At 59.1% G+C, this 20,182-nt stretch carries 23 protein-coding genes; 18 read left to right on the top strand and 5 right to left on the bottom strand.

The window, feature by feature from the left end; all coding sequences use genetic code 11:
• Positions 1–43 precede the first annotated feature (43 nt).
• From HNR46_RS12620 to HNR46_RS12535, 18 genes are all read left to right on the top strand, one after another.
• Positions 44–694 carry an ATP-binding cassette domain-containing protein gene (locus tag HNR46_RS12620; protein WP_184019344.1) on the top strand — a complete coding sequence of 217 codons (651 nt, stop codon included), beginning with the start codon at positions 44–46 and terminating at the stop codon, positions 692–694.
• A gap of 9 nt (positions 695–703) precedes the next feature.
• Entirely contained in the window at positions 704–1,471 is a 768-nt protein-coding gene (locus HNR46_RS12615; protein WP_184019342.1) for a hypothetical protein, read from the top strand.
• 27 nt (positions 1,472–1,498) lie between these two features.
• On the top strand, positions 1,499–2,464 hold the full coding sequence (locus tag HNR46_RS12610; RefSeq protein WP_184019340.1) for a hypothetical protein: 966 nt from the start codon (positions 1,499–1,501) through the stop codon (positions 2,462–2,464).
• A complete protein-coding gene (locus HNR46_RS12605; protein WP_184019338.1) occupies positions 2,464–3,750 on the top strand; it encodes a type IV pilus twitching motility protein PilT in 1,287 nt (428 codons plus the stop codon). Before HNR46_RS12610 ends, HNR46_RS12605 begins: the two co-directional genes overlap by 1 nt.
• A gap of 100 nt (positions 3,751–3,850) precedes the next feature.
• On the top strand, positions 3,851–4,279 hold the full coding sequence (locus tag HNR46_RS12600) for a hypothetical protein (protein ID WP_184019336.1): 429 nt from the start codon (positions 3,851–3,853) through the stop codon (positions 4,277–4,279).
• Positions 4,280–4,471: 192 nt separating this feature from the next.
• Positions 4,472–6,223 (top strand): hypothetical protein, encoded by a 1,752-nt coding sequence (locus HNR46_RS12595; RefSeq protein ID WP_184019334.1) that lies wholly within the window; start codon positions 4,472–4,474, stop codon positions 6,221–6,223.
• On the top strand, positions 6,220–6,753 hold the full coding sequence (locus HNR46_RS12590; RefSeq protein ID WP_184019332.1) for a hypothetical protein: 534 nt from the start codon (positions 6,220–6,222) through the stop codon (positions 6,751–6,753). The genes HNR46_RS12595 and HNR46_RS12590 overlap by 4 nt, the downstream gene beginning before the upstream one ends.
• The gene (locus tag HNR46_RS12585) at positions 6,750–7,367 is read left to right on the top strand and encodes a hypothetical protein (protein ID WP_184019330.1); all 618 of its coding nucleotides are present in this window, start codon (positions 6,750–6,752) and stop codon (positions 7,365–7,367) included. Before HNR46_RS12590 ends, HNR46_RS12585 begins: the two co-directional genes overlap by 4 nt.
• A 66-nt stretch (positions 7,368–7,433) precedes the next feature.
• Entirely contained in the window at positions 7,434–9,209 is a 1,776-nt protein-coding gene (locus HNR46_RS12580) for a secretin N-terminal domain-containing protein (RefSeq protein WP_184019328.1), read from the top strand.
• A 21-nt stretch (positions 9,210–9,230) separates the two neighbouring features.
• The gene (locus HNR46_RS12575; protein WP_184019326.1) at positions 9,231–9,803 is read left to right on the top strand and encodes a hypothetical protein; all 573 of its coding nucleotides are present in this window, start codon (positions 9,231–9,233) and stop codon (positions 9,801–9,803) included.
• Positions 9,800–11,494 carry an ATPase, T2SS/T4P/T4SS family gene (locus tag HNR46_RS12570; protein WP_184019324.1) on the top strand — a complete coding sequence of 565 codons (1,695 nt, stop codon included), beginning with the start codon at positions 9,800–9,802 and terminating at the stop codon, positions 11,492–11,494. Before HNR46_RS12575 ends, HNR46_RS12570 begins: the two co-directional genes overlap by 4 nt.
• Positions 11,487–12,647 carry a type II secretion system F family protein gene (locus HNR46_RS12565; RefSeq protein WP_184019322.1) on the top strand — a complete coding sequence of 387 codons (1,161 nt, stop codon included), beginning with the start codon at positions 11,487–11,489 and terminating at the stop codon, positions 12,645–12,647. The genes HNR46_RS12570 and HNR46_RS12565 overlap by 8 nt, the downstream gene beginning before the upstream one ends.
• A gap of 19 nt (positions 12,648–12,666) precedes the next feature.
• Positions 12,667–13,080, top strand: coding sequence for a hypothetical protein (locus tag HNR46_RS12560; RefSeq protein ID WP_184019320.1), 414 nt, complete (start codon positions 12,667–12,669; stop codon positions 13,078–13,080).
• 60 nt (positions 13,081–13,140) lie between these two features.
• The gene (locus HNR46_RS12555) at positions 13,141–13,548 is read left to right on the top strand and encodes a type II secretion system protein (protein ID WP_184019318.1); all 408 of its coding nucleotides are present in this window, start codon (positions 13,141–13,143) and stop codon (positions 13,546–13,548) included.
• A 17-nt stretch (positions 13,549–13,565) separates the two neighbouring features.
• The gene (locus HNR46_RS12550; protein ID WP_184019316.1) at positions 13,566–14,030 is read left to right on the top strand and encodes a hypothetical protein; all 465 of its coding nucleotides are present in this window, start codon (positions 13,566–13,568) and stop codon (positions 14,028–14,030) included.
• A complete protein-coding gene (locus HNR46_RS12545; RefSeq protein WP_184019314.1) occupies positions 14,030–14,752 on the top strand; it encodes a hypothetical protein in 723 nt (240 codons plus the stop codon). Before HNR46_RS12550 ends, HNR46_RS12545 begins: the two co-directional genes overlap by 1 nt.
• Positions 14,749–15,459, top strand: coding sequence for a hypothetical protein (locus HNR46_RS12540; protein ID WP_184019312.1), 711 nt, complete (start codon positions 14,749–14,751; stop codon positions 15,457–15,459). The genes HNR46_RS12545 and HNR46_RS12540 overlap by 4 nt, the downstream gene beginning before the upstream one ends.
• The gene (locus HNR46_RS12535) at positions 15,456–15,971 is read left to right on the top strand and encodes a hypothetical protein (RefSeq protein ID WP_184019310.1); all 516 of its coding nucleotides are present in this window, start codon (positions 15,456–15,458) and stop codon (positions 15,969–15,971) included. The genes HNR46_RS12540 and HNR46_RS12535 overlap by 4 nt, the downstream gene beginning before the upstream one ends.
• A gap of 22 nt (positions 15,972–15,993) precedes the next feature.
• On the opposite strand, the gene HNR46_RS12530 is transcribed toward HNR46_RS12535, so the two are convergent.
• From HNR46_RS12530 to HNR46_RS12510, 5 genes are all read right to left on the bottom strand, one after another.
• Complete coding sequence (locus tag HNR46_RS12530; RefSeq protein ID WP_184019308.1) at positions 15,994–16,554, bottom strand: DUF420 domain-containing protein; 561 nt, start codon at positions 16,552–16,554, stop codon at positions 15,994–15,996.
• Positions 16,538–17,251, bottom strand: coding sequence for an SCO family protein (locus HNR46_RS12525; RefSeq protein WP_184019306.1), 714 nt, complete (start codon positions 17,249–17,251; stop codon positions 16,538–16,540). The genes HNR46_RS12530 and HNR46_RS12525 overlap by 17 nt, the downstream gene beginning before the upstream one ends.
• Complete coding sequence (locus HNR46_RS12520) at positions 17,248–18,036, bottom strand: thioredoxin domain-containing protein (RefSeq protein WP_184019304.1); 789 nt, start codon at positions 18,034–18,036, stop codon at positions 17,248–17,250. The genes HNR46_RS12525 and HNR46_RS12520 overlap by 4 nt, the downstream gene beginning before the upstream one ends.
• An 18-nt stretch (positions 18,037–18,054) precedes the next feature.
• Entirely contained in the window at positions 18,055–18,966 is a 912-nt protein-coding gene (cyoE, locus tag HNR46_RS12515) for a heme o synthase (protein ID WP_184019302.1), read from the bottom strand.
• Positions 18,967–19,051: 85 nt separating this feature from the next.
• Positions 19,052–20,128, bottom strand: a complete 1,077-nt coding sequence (locus tag HNR46_RS12510; RefSeq protein WP_184019300.1) for a nucleoid-associated protein — start codon at positions 20,126–20,128, stop codon at positions 19,052–19,054.
• Positions 20,129–20,182: the final 54 nt, after the last annotated feature.

The raw sequence follows: 20,182 nt of genomic DNA, 5'->3' as shown, positions 1-20,182 counted from the left end.
TGGCAAACCTAACTAAAAGCGCGGTCACCCCCCGCCCATTCCCATGGCTTTGCCTTCACCCAAGCTAGAGCTCTGTCCGGGCTTGACGATCGGATACCGCACTCCCCTGGCCGCCACCGAGTCCAGCATTGAACTCGGCAAGGGCACTCATTTCCTATTGGCCAGGAACGGACGCGGCAAAACGACCCTCCTGCGCACCATCGCCCGCAGCCTCCGCCCGCTGAAAGGGAAGATCATCCGCGAGGGGGTCATGCAGTACCTCCCGGAGAACCTCACTTTCGACGGCGAGTTGAATGCGCGCACCATTTTCAAAGCACTCATTCCCGGTCCCCGACTCGCCGAGGCCATCGAACTTGCCGAAAGCATCGAACTCGATCTCCGCAAAAACTTCGGCCACCTCTCCACGGGCAATCGCCGCAAAACCTCTCTGATCGTCGCCGAGTTCTCCCCCGATCCGCAAACTCCTGGGATTCTCCTCCTCGACGAACCCTTCAGCGGACTCGACGCCTTCGCTCGCGAAAAATTCGAGCAACGCTGGACGCAAGGCCGCGGCAACATCCTTCGCCTCGTCAGCTGCCATCCCGATTACGATTCCATGCCCATGCCCAGTGCCTTGGTGATCGAAAGCGGTCACCTCCGCCACCTCCAACAAGCCGGACAAACCTGGCAAGCCCTCAAGTCGCGTTTGAACTGACTGTCCCCGATGCGTCTTTTTCGACTTACTCTCTTCACCGTCCTTCGCAAGAAGACCTGGGTCATCAGCGCCTTTCTGGTGCTGGTCGCCCCCTTCATTCTTCCGCGGATTTCCAGCGCCGAGGAAAACCCGGTCCTCATCCAACCCGCCCTCGCCCAAGCCGCGTGGGCGCTGGCGTGGCTCTCCGCCGTGATCTGGGGATTCTACTCCGCTTCCCAGGTCGGTGAGCGCCTCTCCCAAACCGGACTTGGAGAATACTTCCAAACCCTCGGCACCTCAGCAGGCCGTCAGCTTTTTGAGGTCTGGCTGGCTCTCCTCAGCTACGTCGCTCCCCTGGGCCTTGCCGCCGCTCTCGTGTGCGTGCTCGCGGCCAGCCCGTCGAATGCCGAGGAGAAAGCCATGTGGATCACCACCAACTTTCAGTATGGGGTGCTATTCATCGCAGTCATCGCGCCCCTTCTGATGATGGCGATCTCCGTGGCTTCTCGTTTTGGTGCCGTGTCGGGCTTCGTCATCACCGCCGGCCTTAGCTTCTACGGCCTCTATGGCGTGGGCTACGTGAAACAATTGATTTCGGTCGATGGCAACCCGTTCCTCCGCACGCTCTGGGCCGCCTCCCCTCACTACCACTTTGCCGATCCCACCGAGCGATTGCGCTACAAGCTCGGCGCCATTGAGCCCGGCGAATTCCCACTCGTCCTCGCTTACTTCCTCGGCATTGCCCTTCTCTACGCCGCCATTTCACGCCTCGTCTTCCGCGTTCGCGCTACGGTCTAAGCTGTACTTCCCTGCTACCCTCCATCCATGATCATCCGCTCCACCCTCGTTTCGCTGACTCTTGCCGTTTCCGGTGGGAGCCTGTGGGCGTGGAGCGCCCAGCAACTGGACACCAAGGGCCGCTTCGAATCCCATCCCAACCCCCTCGGCATTCAGCGCAGCCCCTATGGCCAAGTCATCGCCATGGCCTTCCAGGCTCCGGTCGACAAAGATTGGCACGGCGGCATCGAAATCCACGAGCATGATCATGACCATGCGCCCGACCCTGACCATGATCACGATCATGAAGAGGCTCATTCGGACCACCACGATGATGGCCATGATCACGATCACGATCACGATCATGAAGAGGCTCATTCGGACGACCATGACCACGAAGGCGACTCCGCTGGTACCACTCCCGAATCACTCCCCTTCCTTGAGCGTCTGGAGCGGGCAGTGAGCCACCGCAACAATCCCCGTGCACCCACGGCCGCCCATCAGTTCTACATTCGTCAGCAGATTGAGAAAAAGCTCCGCTTTGCCTACAACCTCGATCCCTCCCACTACGCCAACTACGCCAGCTACCACCTCTTCCTCAAGGAATCCTCGCTCGGCACCTCCACCCTCAAAGGCCCGCAGAAAATCCGGCACATGGTCGCTCTCGCAGAGAACACCATTCGCTACGGTCTGAATGATAACACCGGCGACCCTCGTCCCGCTCTTACCGCCTCCGCAGCGGCCTACAACGTCCTTGAACTGATGATTGAGGACGAACCTGACAGCTACACCGCCGCCGACTTCGACCGCCCTCTGACCGTTCTGAATTTCTGCCTGAAAAGGCACCTCGACCTTCTCGAACTCAGTCGCCAAAGCGGCCTCTGGGATCTCCTTTCATCGGCACGTCAGGAGGAAATCCTCCAGCGTGGAAACCTCGGCCTGAAGCTGCGCGACTCCGCCCTCGCGACGCTGAATCGGCGCTATCCTGACCACGAATTTCCTGCGCCACGCTGATGAACCCCACTCCTCCACCGCTGCCTCCGGCACCTCCTGGCGGATTCGCCCCGGCTCCCAGTAGCCCACTCTACTTCATGCCTGGCATGAAGGGCAATGAGTTGCTCGGCGTCATCTTCCGAGTGTGCCGAGAGATGAGAGTCTCAGACATCCAGATGCGCGCCCATCGGCCCGTCTACATTCACGCCAACAAAGGCGTCGAAAAGCTGGAGCACCTCGGCATTCTTTCCTCCGTCCATATGGATGAGATCCTCAAGGAACTCATTCGAAATCGCGAAAGCGGAAGTCACGGCTTTGGCGAAAGCGACTCCGTCGAACTTCGCGTCGAGGACAAGATCCAAGCCGCCATGACCGACTTCGCAGACCGTCGGGTGGCGGACTTTTCCTGCGATGGCATCCCTTTCGGCCAGCAGGGAGAGCGATCCGGGCGACTGCGGATTCAAGCTCACCTCAGTTCATCGGGCCTCGGCGTCACCTGCCGGATTCTCAACGATTTCATCCCCGAGCTCGAATCTCTGGGCATCGATCCAGACACCATCCATATCCTGCGCCAGGCCGTCCAAAAGCGCGCGGGGCTCTGTCTCGTCACTGGCCCCACGGGCTCGGGCAAATCCACCACCCTTGCCGCCCTCATCGATTGGCTGCGGAGAAATCACCGCAAGCACATCGTCACCGTCGAGGACCCGATCGAGTACCAGTATCCGGATGACATGGAGGACCCCGACTACCACGGTCGCCGTACTGCATCCCCCTCCATTGTGACCCAGCAGGAAGTCGGTCGTGACCTCCACTCCTATCGCCAAGGACTGAAGGACGTCCTACGGAAAGCCCCGCACGTCATCCTCCTCGGAGAAATTCGAGATCGCGAGGCCATGGAAACTTGCATGGAGGCCGCACAGACGGGCCACCTGGTCCTCTCCACTTTGCACACCACGGGGGCCGTCAAAACGATCGGCCGGATCCTTGAAATGTACCCCCGGGAGAGCCATCCCGCCGTCCTCAGCCGTCTCTCCGAGGTGTTGGTATTCATCCACTCCCAGGGCCTCCTCAATGGCATCCAACGCCGGGTGCTGACCTACGAGTTTCTTCAGAACAACGACGACGCCGTTTCCTCCTCGATCGCCAACTACGACGGCAATGCGGGATCACTTGAAGACGTAATACGCAGAGCGGGAAATATCGAGTGGGATACCAACCTCAAGCGACTCCTCAACCAGGGCCTGATCGATCCCCACACCTACATCAACGCCCGGATGAATCGCGACGACACTCAGGACATTCTCTGACCCCCAAACAAAAGATTCTCGATTGACAGCACCCCTGAAGCGAACCGCCCAAGTCGCGCTGCCACTCGGAAAAACACAGCAACCAAACACACACCAAGACATGAAACTGCAAAACCAAACCAAGCGTGCGAAGGGCATGACCCTCCTCGAGTTGACCGTTGTCATCCTCGTTCTCCTTTCGCTCATCTCCATTCTCTTCGTCGGCGCCCGCGCGTGGAAGAAGGGTTCGGATCGTGCCGGCTGCATCATGAACATCCGCAATGTCCAGCAAGCTGCCCGCGGATACCAAAACATGTATGGCCTTTCCGAAGGCGCCGGCCTGACCAGCGACAAGCTGATCGGCACGGGTGGCTACCTCGAAAATGCTCCGACCTGCCCAGGCAGCGGCGACTACAGCTTCGGCACCACCGTTCCTGCCGTCGGCGACCTTTACATGACCTGCTCCCTCGCCGGTGAATACGACGAAGAGGGCACCCTCATCGAAGGCAGCGACCTCGGCCACACCCCGACCGGCCACGACGACTGGTAAAATCTGATTTCAAGGCCGCGGCGTTTCGACCTTTCACACGCCACGGAATCTCTTCGCCCCCTGCCCTCGAGGCAGGGGGCTCTCGCCTTACCTCCCCCCAGGCCGTGCGAAACCTTTCCTCTTACCCCTTTGGTATCCTACCAACATCCCTCGGAGCTGGGGCTCCTTCAGCAGTACCGCCAGGCTGCTTCGATGCTCCGTCTCACCAGCCGAGCAACGAATGACGGTTGGTACGCACTCTCCCTCGACCACGACTTCCAAATTTATCTCCGTCACGACGGGGATTCTTTGGTGTCTGCAGCTTACCATCGCAGCACCAACACTTGGACCCACGGACCATCAGCGCCCGATGACCTGACCTCGAATCCCGATGCGATTCAGGAGTTTTGCAAACAGGCCGTCGCCATGGCCCGCTCCGCCGGGGCTCCTTCCATCGGATTCGTCCTTCTCGTCGCCGACGAATTCGCCACCGCCGAAATCAATCCGGATTTCGACAATCCTGGGAGCATCCCCGAACTGCGCGAGGCGATCATCGCTGATCCCAAAAGCGTCCTTCACGACTCCACCCTTCCCTTCGAAGAGCACTCTTGGCGCCTCGTCCCCTACCCCGCTTCCCAGGCCGACTCCATCGCGACCGCGGTCACACTTTCCCGGCGGTTCGATCCCTTTCTCTCCCAACTTCGGAACTACGGAAACTCCAATAATTTCCCCATCCGCACTCTGGCGGCAAGTGCCCCCCTGGTCTCCCTCCTGACTCTTCCCACCCTGCACAGGGAGCCCACGGAGAAGCCGTTCATCGCCGTTTTCTCCTACTCCCGTTTCACGGTTCTCGCCTGTTTCAACCACCATGGGGATCTGATCCTCATCCGCACGCTCCAGCACCGCGGCCAACGACGCCCCTCCAACCTGCGCCACGCGGCCACCACCACGGCCATCGCCCTGGAGATTCCGACGCCTGAAGTGCGGATTCTTCCCCTCGGCGGTAAGGAGGTCGAATGGATCGCCAGCGATCTCTCTCAAGCATTCCCCGACTCGGAAGTCCGCACGATTCGCTGGGAGGAGACTCCATTCCACGTTGCAGGGTCCGCCGAGGTTTTTCCTGAAATGCTCGCCGCCCTCGTCGGCGCTCCTGACGAAGAAACGCCCCTCGCCACCTCGCACACATTTTCCACATTGCGAACGGAGGGCTGGGCCACTCAGGACTTCTCCCCGCCTGCCGCCGAAGAAATGGGGATCTTCCCCGATCAGGCGGAAATGAAACTGCTCCGTGCGGCCAAGTTCGCCAGAATCGGCATGGCGTGTTTCACCCTGGCTGTCCTGGCCTGGGTCGGGATGGGAATCGCCGGCACCTTGAACAAACCGGAATGGAACTTCCGATCCGAGGAGGCCACCGTCGTTGCCTCAAAACTTCGCATCTACAATGCGAAGATGAAGGAGATCGACCACTGGGATAATCTCCTCAGCGATCGCTCCAAGGCCTGGGCCAACATGGAATTGCTCGCCCGGTTCTTCCCGGAGAAATCCGGCATCATGCTGCGCACCTTCAATCACAGCGTCTCCATTCAGGCCCAACCTGGCGCCGAAAAAGCTGGCTTCGTGAAGCAATGGAACATCTCCGGATACGCCAGAGACGAAGCCCTTGAAAAAACCCTCACCGACTTCAGCACCAGCCAAGGCATCTCCGCGGCGTTCACCGAAGTCTCCCGCGTGACTGGCGTCCAAGCTTTCCGCACCGATTTCCCAACCCGCAGCATCGTGGTCAACATCCGGACGATGGAAAACTCGAACTGGAAGGACCGGCCGCCGGAAGAAATCAGCGACTCGGACGAGACGACCTACCCTTACTCCTTCGATCTCGTCATCACTCAACGCTTCGAGTCCGATGACCCCCTCGCGCTCGACGTCACCGCTCCTCCACCCACCCCTTCCCCGAAAGCACCATGACCTCCTACAAGAACGCCATCACCGTGTTCGGTTTCATCGTGCCCGCGTTGATCGTCGCCGTCGTGCTCACGGTCGGCTTTGTCGCTAGGGGGCATGTGCAGACTTCCCTTCAGAACAAATCCAAGCACTTCAAGGGTTTCAACCGCAACCAACAGCAGGTGGATCAACTCGAGAAGCAGCTCTCCCAAAAACGCGAAGCTTCCGAATACTGGAACGAATTGCTCGGTCGCGAAACCGCCAGCACCATCACCTCCCACCTGCGCGATATCAGTTCCAAGCTGCCTTCGAAGGAATTTCAGATCACCAGCCAATCGACTCCGCAAAACCGCAGTGGCTTCGGCTCCGCATCCGCCCAGTCTTCCTCTCAGGTGAACCTCGGATTCCGCGCCAACTTCCGCTCCATGCAGAAGGCCTTTCTTGAGCTGGAAACCCGCATGCCCCAACTGCAACTTCAGGATCTGAAGATCAGTCCCAGCAATCAGGGAGGAAACCTGAACATCGACGCATCTTACACCGCCTGGGCACCATGAAAGCGGCCACTCTCCTCTTCGCCCTCTTCATCTCCGCCGCGGCGGGCCAATCGTTTTCGATCCCCGGAAACGTTCCCAACCCGGCCCCTGAAGGCGAGGGCACCGTCGATCGGGAAATCGTCAACACCCCCTCGCGGTATGCGGTGCTCAATGTCGACGCCTACCTGCGAAGCGTTTCAGCCTCCTTCGACATGCGGAATCGCAAGCTCGACCCATTCTGCCGCTATCAGGACCCCAACTATCGGCCCGTCCAGCCTGTGGTTTCCCGCGTCAGCAAACGACCCACCGCCGTTCGCAAGATTCCACTTTCCGACTACGTCAATCGCCTCGCCATCACTGGCATCAACGCCACGCGCCGCGAATTCCTGATGGGCTTCCGAACCTTCCACGCAGGTGATACCCTCAGGGTCAAAACCGAAGCCGGCATCCTCTCCCTAGAGGTGCTTGCCATCGAACCCAATCGCATCACCTTCCAGAACACGGAATCTTCCGAGACCGCCATCAAGCAGTTCGAAATCCTTCCAGACGGAATGACTCGAGGTGCCGCCACTCAGCCCCCCGGCTTGGTTCCTAACGACGAGGATGCCACCATCGACCTGACTCCCGGCCCCTGATTTCCCACCGCTTATTTGTCCCTGTTTCTCACCCGTTTCCCTTACGTTTCCCTTACCAGACACGCCATGAAACACCTCCTCACCCTTACCTTGGTTTCGGCGCTCTCCCTCCAAGCCCAAACCCCGCCTCTCCCAGGCGGACCGCCCATCACGGGCCCCTCGGGACCTCCCACGGGAGATCTCGTCGTCGAGCCAGGCACGCCCATCGCGCCCCCGACCGAATCTGTCACTCCCGTCGACCCTGCTCAGGATTCCCCCCCCGCCGTCGAGCCCGTTGCTCCGCTCGATGAAGTCCCATTGGCCGAGCCCGGCACCGCAGAAAATGCTATCCAGGAATCCGAAGGAGGCTTCGTGATTCAGGATGCTCCCCTCAATGAGATCTTCCAGTTCCTCGCCAAGGAAGCCGGACGCCAGTATTTCCACAACATCAAGATCTCCACCCCGGAGTATCGCGTAACCGGTCACCTCAATGATGGCGATCCTCTCCAACAAATGGAGGAACTCGCCTTCATGTATGGCCTGATGCTCTACACCAAAGGCAACACCGTCTACGCCCTCACCCAGACCCAGCTTTCCCAGTTGCCAAGCACCGAGGCCACCTACAAGCTCAACTACCTTCGCCCCAGTGATGCGGAGGCCATCACCGGCTTGGTCCGCGACGTCCTCAGCCCGGGAACTGGCATCGTCAAATACGAGCCCAAAACCAACACTTTGGTCCTCATCGATTCCGCCCATCGGATTGAAAAGGCCAAGGAGTTGCTCCGAAAAATCGATCAACCCAAGGGCCAGATCATCGTCGAAACCAAAATCCTTCGGGTCAACAGCTCCGCCGCCGAACGCGTGGGGGTGAACTGGAGTGGTTCGCTTGGCGAAACCGGCACCACCCTCGAAGTGGCCCGAAGCCTCAATTCGATTTTTGGCATCCAGTCGGTCTGGGATGACGATTCCATCTCCTCCAGTACGGGAGTGTCCGAACTCTACGGCACTTCGGAGAACTTGGTTCTCAGCCCAATCCAGCTCCGGGGCGTGATGCGTGCCCTCAACGAAGGCAACCTCGCCACCCAGATTTCGAACCCAACCCTGATCACCGAGGACAACGAACAGGGAACCATCTCGATCATCGACCGCGTTCCGATCATCACCACGACCACCAATCAGGGAACCGGTGACGTCTCCAGCGTCAGTGAAGAAGTACGCTACAAGATCGACGAGAGCGATCCGGATATTTCCAATGCACCCGAAAAGCACCGCGAGATCGGCATCTCCATGGTGGCGACCCCCACTCTCCTCCCGGACGGCACCATCCGGATGAACCTGCGCCCGCGCTCAGCTCAGATCACCGAACAAATCCGCAGTGCTCAAACCTCCAACGTATACCCTCGTGTGACCGAATCGATGATCGATTCCACAGCTCGCATTCCCGATGGATTCTCACTCGTCGTGGGTGGATTCTACGGGGAGTCCGAGAGTAAGGACCGCACCAAAGTGCCCCTCCTCGGCGACGTGCCGGTGCTCAACTTCTTTTTCAAGAGCAAGGAAACCGTCAAAGAGCAAACCAGCCTGGTGTTCATCGTCACTCCGACTTCCTACGACCCAGCCAGCCGCAGCGCCACCGGCAATCTTTCCAACCGCATCCACCGCACCCTCAATGTCACGCGTGACATCGATTGGGTCGATCCCGCCAATCCCGGCCCCGCTCACGAGCCCAACCTGCGCCGCGCTCTCCGTGGGCTCCAACCCCAGGAGGCTCCCTACTATCCCACACCCGAAGAGGTGCAGGCCGAGCAGCAACGCCAATCGGACCCGGATCACAAACCCCGCTTCAGCCGCGTCCGCCGCTAAAGCTCCCCAACGCTGCCTTCCATGAGCGTTTCCTCCATGTTCACCGCCCGCGATCACTCCCATTCGGCAGAGATCGAGCAATGGCGTGAAGTTTGTTTCAACCGGACCATCGATGCCCTCCGCCAAGCAGGATGGGTCACCGAAGAGGAAATTCGCAAACTCAGGGAACGCTTTCTGTTAGTCCCACTGGAGGACCATCCCGAGGACTTGCTCGTCCTCCTGGCCCGCATGCAAGGAACTGAAGAGGAACGTCTCGGCATTGAGGTGGCACGCCTCTCGCATGGCCTCGCCTCGCTGATTCCCGGAGCGCCTCCGCTCATCCCCTTCGCCGGGAAACTCATGGCCCCGTCGTCCTTCTACGAGGCCTATACTCAGGTCTACGACTTGTCGCGGGTTCTCCGCTCCCCGGTGATCTATGCCGAAGACACGGATGCCATCGGGACCGCCTCGCTCAACCCTGTGGCGAGCTTGTTGATGGCCGACTACATCATGGGCGTCGTCAACAAACGCTTCGCCATCCGCCCCTTCGTGACCTCAGCCCGGCTCGACTACGAAAGCTGGGCGTTTCTCACCCGCAAGCACTTCGGACTGTGATCGAATTCGACGGCATTTCCTTCAACGAACTGATCAGCAGCCGGATCATGCACGCGCTGTCCGTCCACGACGCCCAGTACTCCGAACTTCCCCAGTCTCAGGTAGCGAACCGTGTCACGCGGAACTGTTTCATGGCAGCCGTCGCCAAAATCAATGGCTTGCCGTTTTTCCCAAAAGTCGCGGAGTTCTGCGATAGCTCCCTCCACACCTACTGCGACCCCACGGTCCTCACTCGGGGATTTTTCAGTCCCCTGTGCATCAGTGGAGACAAGCTGATCGTTGCCATCGCCAATCCCTGGAGCCCGCTCCCGGAAGAATATCTCGCCCCCCGCTTCCCGGACCTCGAGATCGTCCGCGTGGTCACCCTCGCCTCCGAGATCAGTCGCGCCATCGAATCCGTCGCCTCCAACACCGGCCCCAGCCGCTCGGAATTGGAAGCCATTGACGTGGAGGACGCCGATGACGACCTGCATGACTTCGACGTCACCACCGACTATACCGAGCCGATGGCTCAATTGGTCGCCACCATCATGGCCGACGCCGTGAAACAACGAGCGTCCGATATCCATTTCAAAGTCGAAAAAGAAGTATTCTACTACACCTTTCGTATCGACGGGGATCTCCAACCGAAGATCGAAATTCCCATGAAGTTGAAGGACCGGCTCGATGCCTTCCTGCTCAACCTCATGAAGCTCCCCACTGAGATCCGCAATACGGCACCAGGAATCTCCGGGCGCTTCACCATCTCGTATTTCCATCGACCCATCGACATCCGATACGAGCGGCACCGCACCTACCGGGGCTACCACGCCACCATGCGATTGCTCGACAAGGGCCACCTCAACGTCACCCTGGGAAAAGGCACCCTCGCCTTCGATGAAGAAACCCTCTTCGAACTCTACAAAGTGATGAAGATCCCGGCGGGGATCATCGTCATGTCCGGCCCAACCGGATCTGGAAAATCGACCACCCTCAATGCGATCCTGCGCGAACTCAACCGGCCTGAAGTCAACATCCTGACTTTGGAGAATCCGGTCGAAGACGAGGTCCCTGGGATCACTCACTGCGACCTGAAAAGCCCCAAGGAATTCAAACCGATGATCAGCTCCTTCATGCGGAGCGATCCCGATATCATTCTCATGGGTGAGGTTCGGGACATCGAGTCCGCCGAACTCGCCATTGAAGCCGCCGTCACCGGACACAAAGTTCTCACCACCATTCACACCCCAAGGGCCTCCCAGATCATCGAGCGCTTCGAGCAACTGGGCATCGAACGTTGGAAGATCGCCCAAACACTCAAAGCGGCCTGCGCCCAGCGATTGGTCAAAATCCTTTGTCCTTACTGCAAGGAAAGCCAACAGGGCATCGACGACACCAATCGACGGGTGTTTTGCCTCGAAGACAGCTGGGCCGAAACCTCTGTGTTCACCGCCAAACCGGGTGGATGCTCCGAGTGCCGCCAAACAGGCTACAGCGGCCGCACCGCCATTCTGGAAATCATCCCCATCACTCCCAAGATTTCCGACATGCTCTCCAAAGGAGAGATCTCTCCCTATGAGCTGGAGATGAAGATCCTTTCGGAAGGGAAACTCCCGAACCTCCGACGCAGTGGGCTGCGACTGCTCCGCGAGGGCAAAACTGACCTCGCCGCTGTCTCCAAGGTGATCGACATGACCTACTCCGATGACTAACGGCAAGACCAGCTCTCCCACGCCTCTTCCGGCCACAGGTGCCGCCGCTAAGCCGAAGAAGAAGTCCCTCTTTAGCACGGAAATCACTCTCTCCAAAGAGGCCAAGATCAAGCCCCTTTCCAAAAAGGACCTCATGGGGGTCTTTCGTGGGCTCAGCTCCATGTTGCGAGCTCAAATCAACACGGCCGACGCCCTGAAATACTACGCCCAAGGACTTCCAGACAAAGTCATCTCTGGAACCCTCATGCAGATTCGCGAAGACATCACCGCGGGCGTGAGTGTTCACGAGGCCTTTCGACGAACCGGCCGCTTCACCGACATGGTGATCGGTCTGATCCAGGCCGGATCGGATGCCGGCCAACTCAATCAGGCCTTTTCCTCCCTTGCCGCCCGTTTCGCTTCCGAACTGCACTTCTCCAAGGCGATCCGCAAGGCGACCATGATGCCCGCCGTCGTCATCTCCGTGCTGACAGGCGCCTTCATCGTCTCTCAGGTGAAAATCGTCCCGCAGGTGGAGGAGATGCTCTCATCGGTGAATCAAAAAGCCGACGGACTCACCGCGATCTCGTTTGCGGTCGCCCACACCACCCAGAAAATCTGGTGGATTGTGGTGTCCATCATCATCGGCATCATCGTCTCCATTTGGCGTTCCGATGCCCTGCGCAACCTCCTCCTCGGCCTGCTCATGTCAAAGTGGCGGCTCCTGCGGATGCTTGTCATGAGCCTGCGACAGATGACCTTCCTTTCCACGATGCGCTTGCTCCATGCGAATGGCATCAATCTCGCGAAGGCGATCCGAGTCTCTGCCAACAGCGTCAAAGGCACGCCCTTTTACAGCGAACTCCGCGAGGCGGCCGACAAGTATGAGAAAACCGGGGTTCCTCTTTCCACGGCCTTTTCCAAATACACCTCGGTGGACTCTCAGGTCGTCCACATGCTCTCCATCGGGGAGAAATCGGCCTCTCTCGATCACCAACTTGAGATGCTTTCCGAAATGTATGAGGAAGATGCCGAAAACTACATGGCATCGTTCACCGCACTCGTGAACTTTCTCGTCCTCCTTGTCGCCGTCGGCCTCATCGCCGCCGTTTTCATCGGTACCTTCCTTCCAATCTTCCTGATGGGACCGAAGATGATGAACTCCGGGATGTAAATTTCATCTCACTGCCCCCATGCAGCTCACTCGCTTCGATCGCTGGCTTCGGAAGACCTTCGTCTACGAAATGCACCTCTATTCGCTGCGCCAACCGGAAACCGTGCCTCGTGGCATTCGCGTCGAAGCTCTCCCTGAAACCCCCGGCCAAAACTACCGATTCAAGTTCATCGCCCGTTCCGAACGCGCGGCCGATGAGCTCATCCGGCTCTTCGCCGAGCATGGCCAACTCTACGCCACTCGAGTCGTCGATCGAAAAACCTGGTATGCCCGGCTCCTCGCCCCAGGCCGGAAATCGGTCACCTGGTGGCTGGTCTGGCTCGTTCTCTCCATCATCGGTGGCGCGCTTTTGCTCCACGTGTTCCACCTCATTTGGGACAACCCCACTGTCCGCAAAACGCTCCACGAAGCATGGGAGACCCTCCAAGGATGAAGCCGCGCGCGGATTTCTTGCTTTCCGAAATTACTCAAGATTTCTAAGATATCCCGCGTCATGCTTCCACCAAAGTCCATCCACCGCGCCCAGGGGTTCACCCTGTTGGAGCTGACTTTGGTGATTGGTGTCCTGTTGGCATTGATGAGCACCGGGCTTTTCGTCTCATCGGCCGTCGACGAATGGAGGACCTCAAAAGAAGCCACGGAAACTCTTCGCAGCGCCTACGTGGCCCAGCGGATGTACCTCTCCGATCACCCCACCACCTCGGTGACAGCGCTTTCTCGGGACCTAATCCTCCCTTACTATCCGAATCGACCCTCGACCTTTCCGCAGGTCGAAGGCCTCGATGGTGAGCTTCGCAATATCAAGGTGACCGTTTCCCCCCCGGTCGTCGTCAATGCCGATGGGTCCGTCTACGATCCCTCGGGAAGTACCGACGATGGAGTATGGGACGTGGGAGAATAACACTCTGGTTGCGCCTTGTGATCGCTTTCATCGGCATCGCCGGAGCCCTAGTGGCTCAGGCAGGCGATTTTCGGCACATCGGCGACTTCACCGTGCAATCTCGCATCAAAATTGCCGAGGGCCAGGTCGTCCGGATGCCCGTGGAGCCCCTCGTCCTGAGCGCCTTCACCGATGGCATCAGCGTCCGCATCTCAACGGAGGGAGATCCATCCTCGGCCAGCGAATATGTTATCTACCGATCCGACGGCATCGGCCGCCAACGCGGCAATGACGGGGCGCTGGAAGTTCTCCCTGGAGTACAAGCCACTTGTGAAAGAGGCGGAGTGCTCCGCCAACTGCGCTTGACCGAGGAAACGCTCACCATCACGAGTTTCCCCGGGATCTCCAATCAGACCGTCATCATCCATGCCGTGATGTCCTCCCCACCTCGGGCCACTCCTGTGCCTGCTCCCGAGGATTCCGCCCAACTTTCCCCTCCCTGATGCGACCTCTTCCCACCAACCCCGAATCACTCGCAGATTCCCATCCTCGAACTTCCCGCCAGACTCTCGAGCTGGGATCCGCTGTCGCCGTTCCCAATCACCGCCGCAGTGGCTCCGATTCAGGCAGTGCCTACCCCTGGCTGTTGCTCCTCAGCACCACCCTGGCCGGCATCTTTTGCTATCTCTACCTTACCAAACCCGTCCTTCTCACCGAAGGATCGACCCCTGCCGAGTCCTCACCCGCGGCCACCACCCCGGCGCTCGAGACGCCATCGGAGTCCTCTCAACGGACCGAATCGATGGCTCCCTCCCAACTTGCCACTGCACCGAACGATCCCTTTGAAGAAACCTTGTTGCGCATGCAGCATGTCGTCATCGCCACCGCTCCCGACCCCCAAGCCATGGGCGACGATCTCGAACTCGGACGACTCACCGTCGAAGTTCCCATCCACTACGAAAGTGGCACCATCCGTTGGACGGACACCGACGTCGCCGAGGCCCGCCAACTCTTCGCCCGCATCTCGGCTTATCAGGGAAAAGCCCGCGATCTCCGCGAAGAAGCCGTCTCTCTCATTTCGGATTGGGACCAACTCATGATTCGCTCGATCCCCGAAGCCGCCCTGCGCGCCGACAGCCCAACCCTGCCGGAGAATCAAGGCAATGGCACGGCCGACCAGGCCGACTTCAAGTCCTCTGAAACCATCGAACTCCACGAGCGATGAGAGCCCTTCTTCCCGTCATCCTACTTCTCCCGGCCTTCTCCCAAGATCTCTCCAGAGAAACCTCGGGCCGCGATCCCGTGCTGAGCCAACTTCTCAAGGAAGAAGAACCCGCCCGCGAAGAGGAAGCCCTTCTGGTTACCGGAAAACCACCCACGGAATCCGTCGACAATGAAGCCCCCGAGATTCCCGCGGAGCCAACGCCGAGTGCCGATGAATCCTCTGCCGCATCCGCCACTCCGGACGCGTCGGAACCCAAGGGGGTGCGCATCCGGGTTCAAGAAGGAGCCTCGTCACTGAAAGTCGCCAAAGACCAAATCTCCCTCAAAGCTCCCTTCCAACCCAAAGTTCTCGGTAGCCCTCCCGTGGGTTGGCGATTCATCGAATCCAAAAGCGTTCCCGAAATCGAACAACAGGCAACACTCGCCAACGGCACAGAAGTCACCCTCTCTGTCCGTCCTTACCTCCTCGTTCCGGACGCCAATGGCAGCAACTCTTTTGCCCTCACCGAACCCGGCTTCGACGCAGAGAAAGGCTATGCCCAGTCTGCGACCATGGGCTCCGTTCTCATGGATTCGATCCAGCATCTCGACGCCGACTCCGATCGACTCGCTGCCGCATCTCGCCGTCTCAGCGAGCTGCTCAACTCGCTTCCCGCACCTGTGCCCACCGCTGCCGCCGAAGAACCCTCTGCCGAGGAAAAACCATGAAACCGGACTTCGTTGCAATCGCCTGCTGCGCCGCACTTGCCATCATGACCGGGGCCGTCGCCTCCCACTTCGCCAGCGTCCAGCAAATGGTTGAACTGGCTCACCAAGGAAAGGTCGCCCCACCGGCTCCCGCGAACTCTCAGTCGCCCGACGATGCCTCCTGGCAGGAATGGGTCGCCCGCCTCCAGCAGCAAAATCAACTCCTTCGACAAACTCTCGAATCCCGCACCGCCGGAGAAGTCCCGGAGGCTCCCATCCTCACCTCAACCGGACTCAATGATGACGATCTGCGCCGCATGATCCAAACTCTCGTGCAGCAGAATCAGGAACTTCAGTCCAAGCTCGCTGAAACCAATCGCGATGTCATGGCACTGGAATTCCGCGTCGATTCCCACTCCGAGCAATTCCGCCCCCTCAACCTTTCCGAGCCCACAGAAGTTCCCGACTCGTCCTCTCCTCTGGACGATCTGCGCGAGGACATTGGCGTTCTGCCGCCCATGGATCTCCACTGAAATCCCAGGGCTTAAAACGACATCAATAGTAGGGCCGGAGCATCAGATAGCACACCGGCCCCGTCACCGCTACGTAGAGCCAAAGCGGAAATACCCACCGCGCAAGACGACGGTGGGCGGCAAACCGATTCGTGAGCGCCGCGATCAAAGTGAACAAAATCGGAGGAAAACTCACTGCCGCAGCGACAATGTGGGTGATCAATAGGAAAAAGTAGACTCCTCGCATCGCCCCTTCCCCGCCATAACGAGTCGGGTTATTCGTCATGTGGTAGGCCACGTACGACAGCAGAAAAAGCACCGACAATCCCACCGCTCCGAGCATCGCCTTGCGATGGGCCTCCACTTTTCCCTGCTTGATGAAGACCAGGGCCAGCACCAGGACCACCGCCGCCAACGCATTCACCGCCGCGTGAAAAGGCGGCAAGAGAGCGGTACTCCAGCCTTCCGGCAAATCGATGCGGATCCGTTGCATCACCGCCACCAGTCCGAGAACCAGCGCCGAGACCACCCATGCCACGCCTTTCCATTTGCGAGCCAGGGCCTCATTCGCCGGACGGGCCAGCCATTCACTGCGCTCGCTCATGATCCAATTGCTTTTCGATGTGCTGATGCAGGTCCTCCTTCAGCCTCTCATACAGCTGTGGATCCCGGCTTCGACCCTCCTCGCTGCGGGCATCGGCCAATGGCCACTTGCCGACCACATTCAGGTCGCGATCGATCAGCAGGAGCCCCAAATCATGGGCATAGCGACCATTGGATTGGATATCCAACGGGTCCTTCCGCTCGCGGATCTTGAAGAACCGCAGAACCTCCTCCAGATAGCGATGGGTCGCTGCCGTTTCCCCGCCCGATGCAAACCACCACTGCTCCGGCTTGGCACCGAGAACCTCCCCGTAGGCCTTCAATTCCTCGAGACCATCGGTTTCTGGATCCACTGAGATGCAGACCAGCCGAAAGTCCGCATCATCTCCATACAGCTTCACCAGCTCCCGCAATTCCGAACCATTGCGCACCGCACAATGCGGACAGACCGCAAAGAACTCCGTCAACACCGTCACCTTTCCTCGCAGGTCCTCGATGGAAACTTTCTCCCCATCTTGCCGAACCATTTCGAAATTCTCTTCGATGGGGAAAAACGTCTCCACCTTGGCTGCGCCTACGTCCTTCGCCGGGGGCAACTCGCTCTCCGGAACTGCGTTCGCCACGCGCATGAAAAATATCAGGAGGCCCACCGAAACCACGGCGACCAGCCCATAGATGATCACAATCTTCCCTTTCATGATTCGTCTTCGATCGTCGGATCGGCGAGCAGATGATCAATCGTCTCATACAAGAGATTCTCCAGTTGCTCGACATTGCTGGACTCCAAGCCTTCCGACCGGCCCTCCGCATCCCATTTCGCGGCTTGCTCGAAGTCAAAATCGACCGGATTCCGGTAGTTCAGTTCTTTCCCCGATGGCTTGCGCGCGCGCACCGTCGCTTTGCGGATATGACGGTCCCGGCCCACCACGACAATCGAAGGATCATAGTGCCAGACGCCGTCTTTCTCCACGGGATAGAATCCGGCCTTCAGCCGGTTCTTCAAAAACTTGTGAACGCTCTCCTTCTGCGCTCCCGCCAACCACCATTGCGGCAGCTCCGCTCCCAACTCCGCGGCAAATTCCCTCAATTTCGCTGGTGGCTCATTTTCCGGATCCACCGTGAGGTTCACGATATGGAAATCCTCCCGATCTCCATACCGCTGCACCAGTTTTTCAAGCACCGGACGGGTGTGGCTCCATCCCTCAGGCTGAGAAAACGCCACCGGCGAAATCACAAAAACATCTCCCGCCAGATCAAGCAGCCCCGCCTCACTTTCATCCTGCCGCCACACTTTGAAGTTTTTGTCCAACCTCGCAATCAACGCCGGGCGGTCATCCGCCGCGACCTCAGCAGCGTGGCGATTGTAGGCGATCAACACCATCAAGCTGCTCACCAACATCAATGCCGCCAAGGTCAGGCCCGTTCGGCGGAGTTTCTTCGGATCCCTCTCGGCGGGTTCGAGGTGGTCAGCAGGGCGGTTCATCGGGCCGCGGACCCTAGCCTAGCCCCACGCGAACGCAAGACATGCCAGCTCAATCGGCAAGTACAAGAGCGTGGAGAGAAACAATTTCCGAAAAGATCCTCTCTCTCCATCGCGCATGAAACGCCCCGAAAGGGCCGCCAACATCAATCCCATCAGCACCCCTGCCGCCAATGCTGCATGGCCTTGCCATCCCGGGGTCCAGCCCGCGAGCCACGGCCACAACGGCAACACCGCCAATACCAGAGAGAAAATCGCACTCAAAAGCCCGCAGCGGCGCCCGCTCACGTCCCCATGGCTCCACATCCGGTAACCCGCTGCCTCGTATTCCTCCCGACACAACCAGCTGATGGCGACAAAGTGCGGAAGCTGCCACAAAAACAGCAGCGCGAAGAGAAACCAAGCCCCTCCGTCCAAGCCGTGGCCCGGCACCGCCGCCCACCCAATCATCGGCGGAATCGCCCCGGGAATCGCTCCCACCAGAGTGTTCGTGCTGCTGTAGCGCTTCAGCGGAGTGTAGAGAAACACATAGGTCGCCACCGTCACCGCCGCCAAAATTGCCGAAAGTGGATTCACCTTCGCGGCCAAGTGGATGATTCCCGCTGCCGACAGCATCCAGCCCACCGCAAACGCAAACAATGGATCCATTCGCCGCGCCGGCAACGGCCGATCTGCCGTTCGACGCATCCGCGCGTCCAGATCCACCTCCATCAGTTGATTGAAGGCGGCCGATCCAAATGCCGCCAATGCAGTGCCAATCAACGTGTTCGCCAATTGCCATCCATCGATCCCTGACGCCTTCGACGCCAGCAGATATCCGAAAAAGGTCGTGATCAGCACGAACACATTGAGCCGCACCTTCATCAGCACCATCAGGTCCTGCCTCAGGCCAGGCTTCACATCCGCCGCACGGGTCGTTTCCTCCTCGCTCATCTCAATAGCTTGATTTCACCGCCAACTCGCCGGCTCCGCAAGGAACCAAAAATCGACCGACCTCGCTCCCCCCGGGAAGCCACGATCACTTCACGTAGTCCTTCCGGTAATAGATCTTCACAAATCGCATGTCCCGCTCGTCGTCGTGACCATGCTCGATGACCCCCTCGGGATCCGAAGCCACCTTGGGTTTCAAGCGCACTTCCACCCCCGTATCGAACTTCATCACCGACTTCATCAGCTTGCGTGCCTTGCTCACCTCCCGCTTAGAGATCGCAAATTCATCGTCCAGCTTCACCCCCTCCTCTTCCTCCAGCTTGCGACGTTCCTCCGCAAACTTCGCCCGCGCCTCAGGGGTCCGCAAGGCCTGCTCCTCAAACTCCTGGAGGCTGAACTTCTTCTTTCCGTCAAAGTAGGAAAGCGCCTCGCTGGCCGCCTTATTGGCTTCCCACGGCGGCGAATCGTCTTCCGCCGCTTCCGCCTTCGGCTGGCTCGCCACGGCTGCCACCGCCATTTCAGCGACCCTCTTCGAAAACAAATTATCGTCGGCGATCGGCACCACTCCCAGAAAATCCCGCACCCAGAAGCGCGACTCATGGCCAGCCCGGTCAAACGTCAGCACGTAGAAACCCTTCTCTTCAAAATGCTCAAGAATCAGGCAGCCCTTGTCGATTTTCTCCGGGTAAATGCCCTGCTCCGTATGCAGTTCCAAGTCACCATCCCGCGTCGCGATGCTGAGGAAAGGAGTCACACTCTCCGACTTCAAAATGCACAGCGCCCGCTTGACCTCCCCTTCCCATTTCACCCCCTCCAGCATCGCCACGCACAGGTCTCCTGACTTGATATTGGGGTGATTGGATTTCGAATACAGACGGGTCGCGATCGCTTGCCCCTGCTCCAGCAAGCCATCCGGACCAGTAAAGAGTGCCTTTGCCACCTGATTCATCTCGTGCTTTTCCAACGCACTGTGGTGCTGAAACCGCTGGCCCTGCAATGTCCGGAAAGGCCTCGTAAAGATCCCCGTCAGCAGCGGTTGATCCTCATCATCAACGCGGAAGACCTGCTTCGAGGTCTGCAAAGGCTCTTCGCGCGACGGGTTGCCCACCTTCGCCAACACCAATCCCGCGATCCGGGTTTCCTCGAATTCCAATCTCAACTGCACGCGCACCCCCTACCCGACCCCCGTCCTGCGACGGAAGGGAAATCCGAATTCCCA

Source organism: Haloferula luteola, from assembly GCF_014201715.1.
Classification (GTDB): Bacteria; Verrucomicrobiota; Verrucomicrobiia; order Verrucomicrobiales; family Akkermansiaceae; genus Haloferula; species Haloferula luteola.
This window is presented reverse-complemented; position numbering and strand designations above follow the sequence as displayed.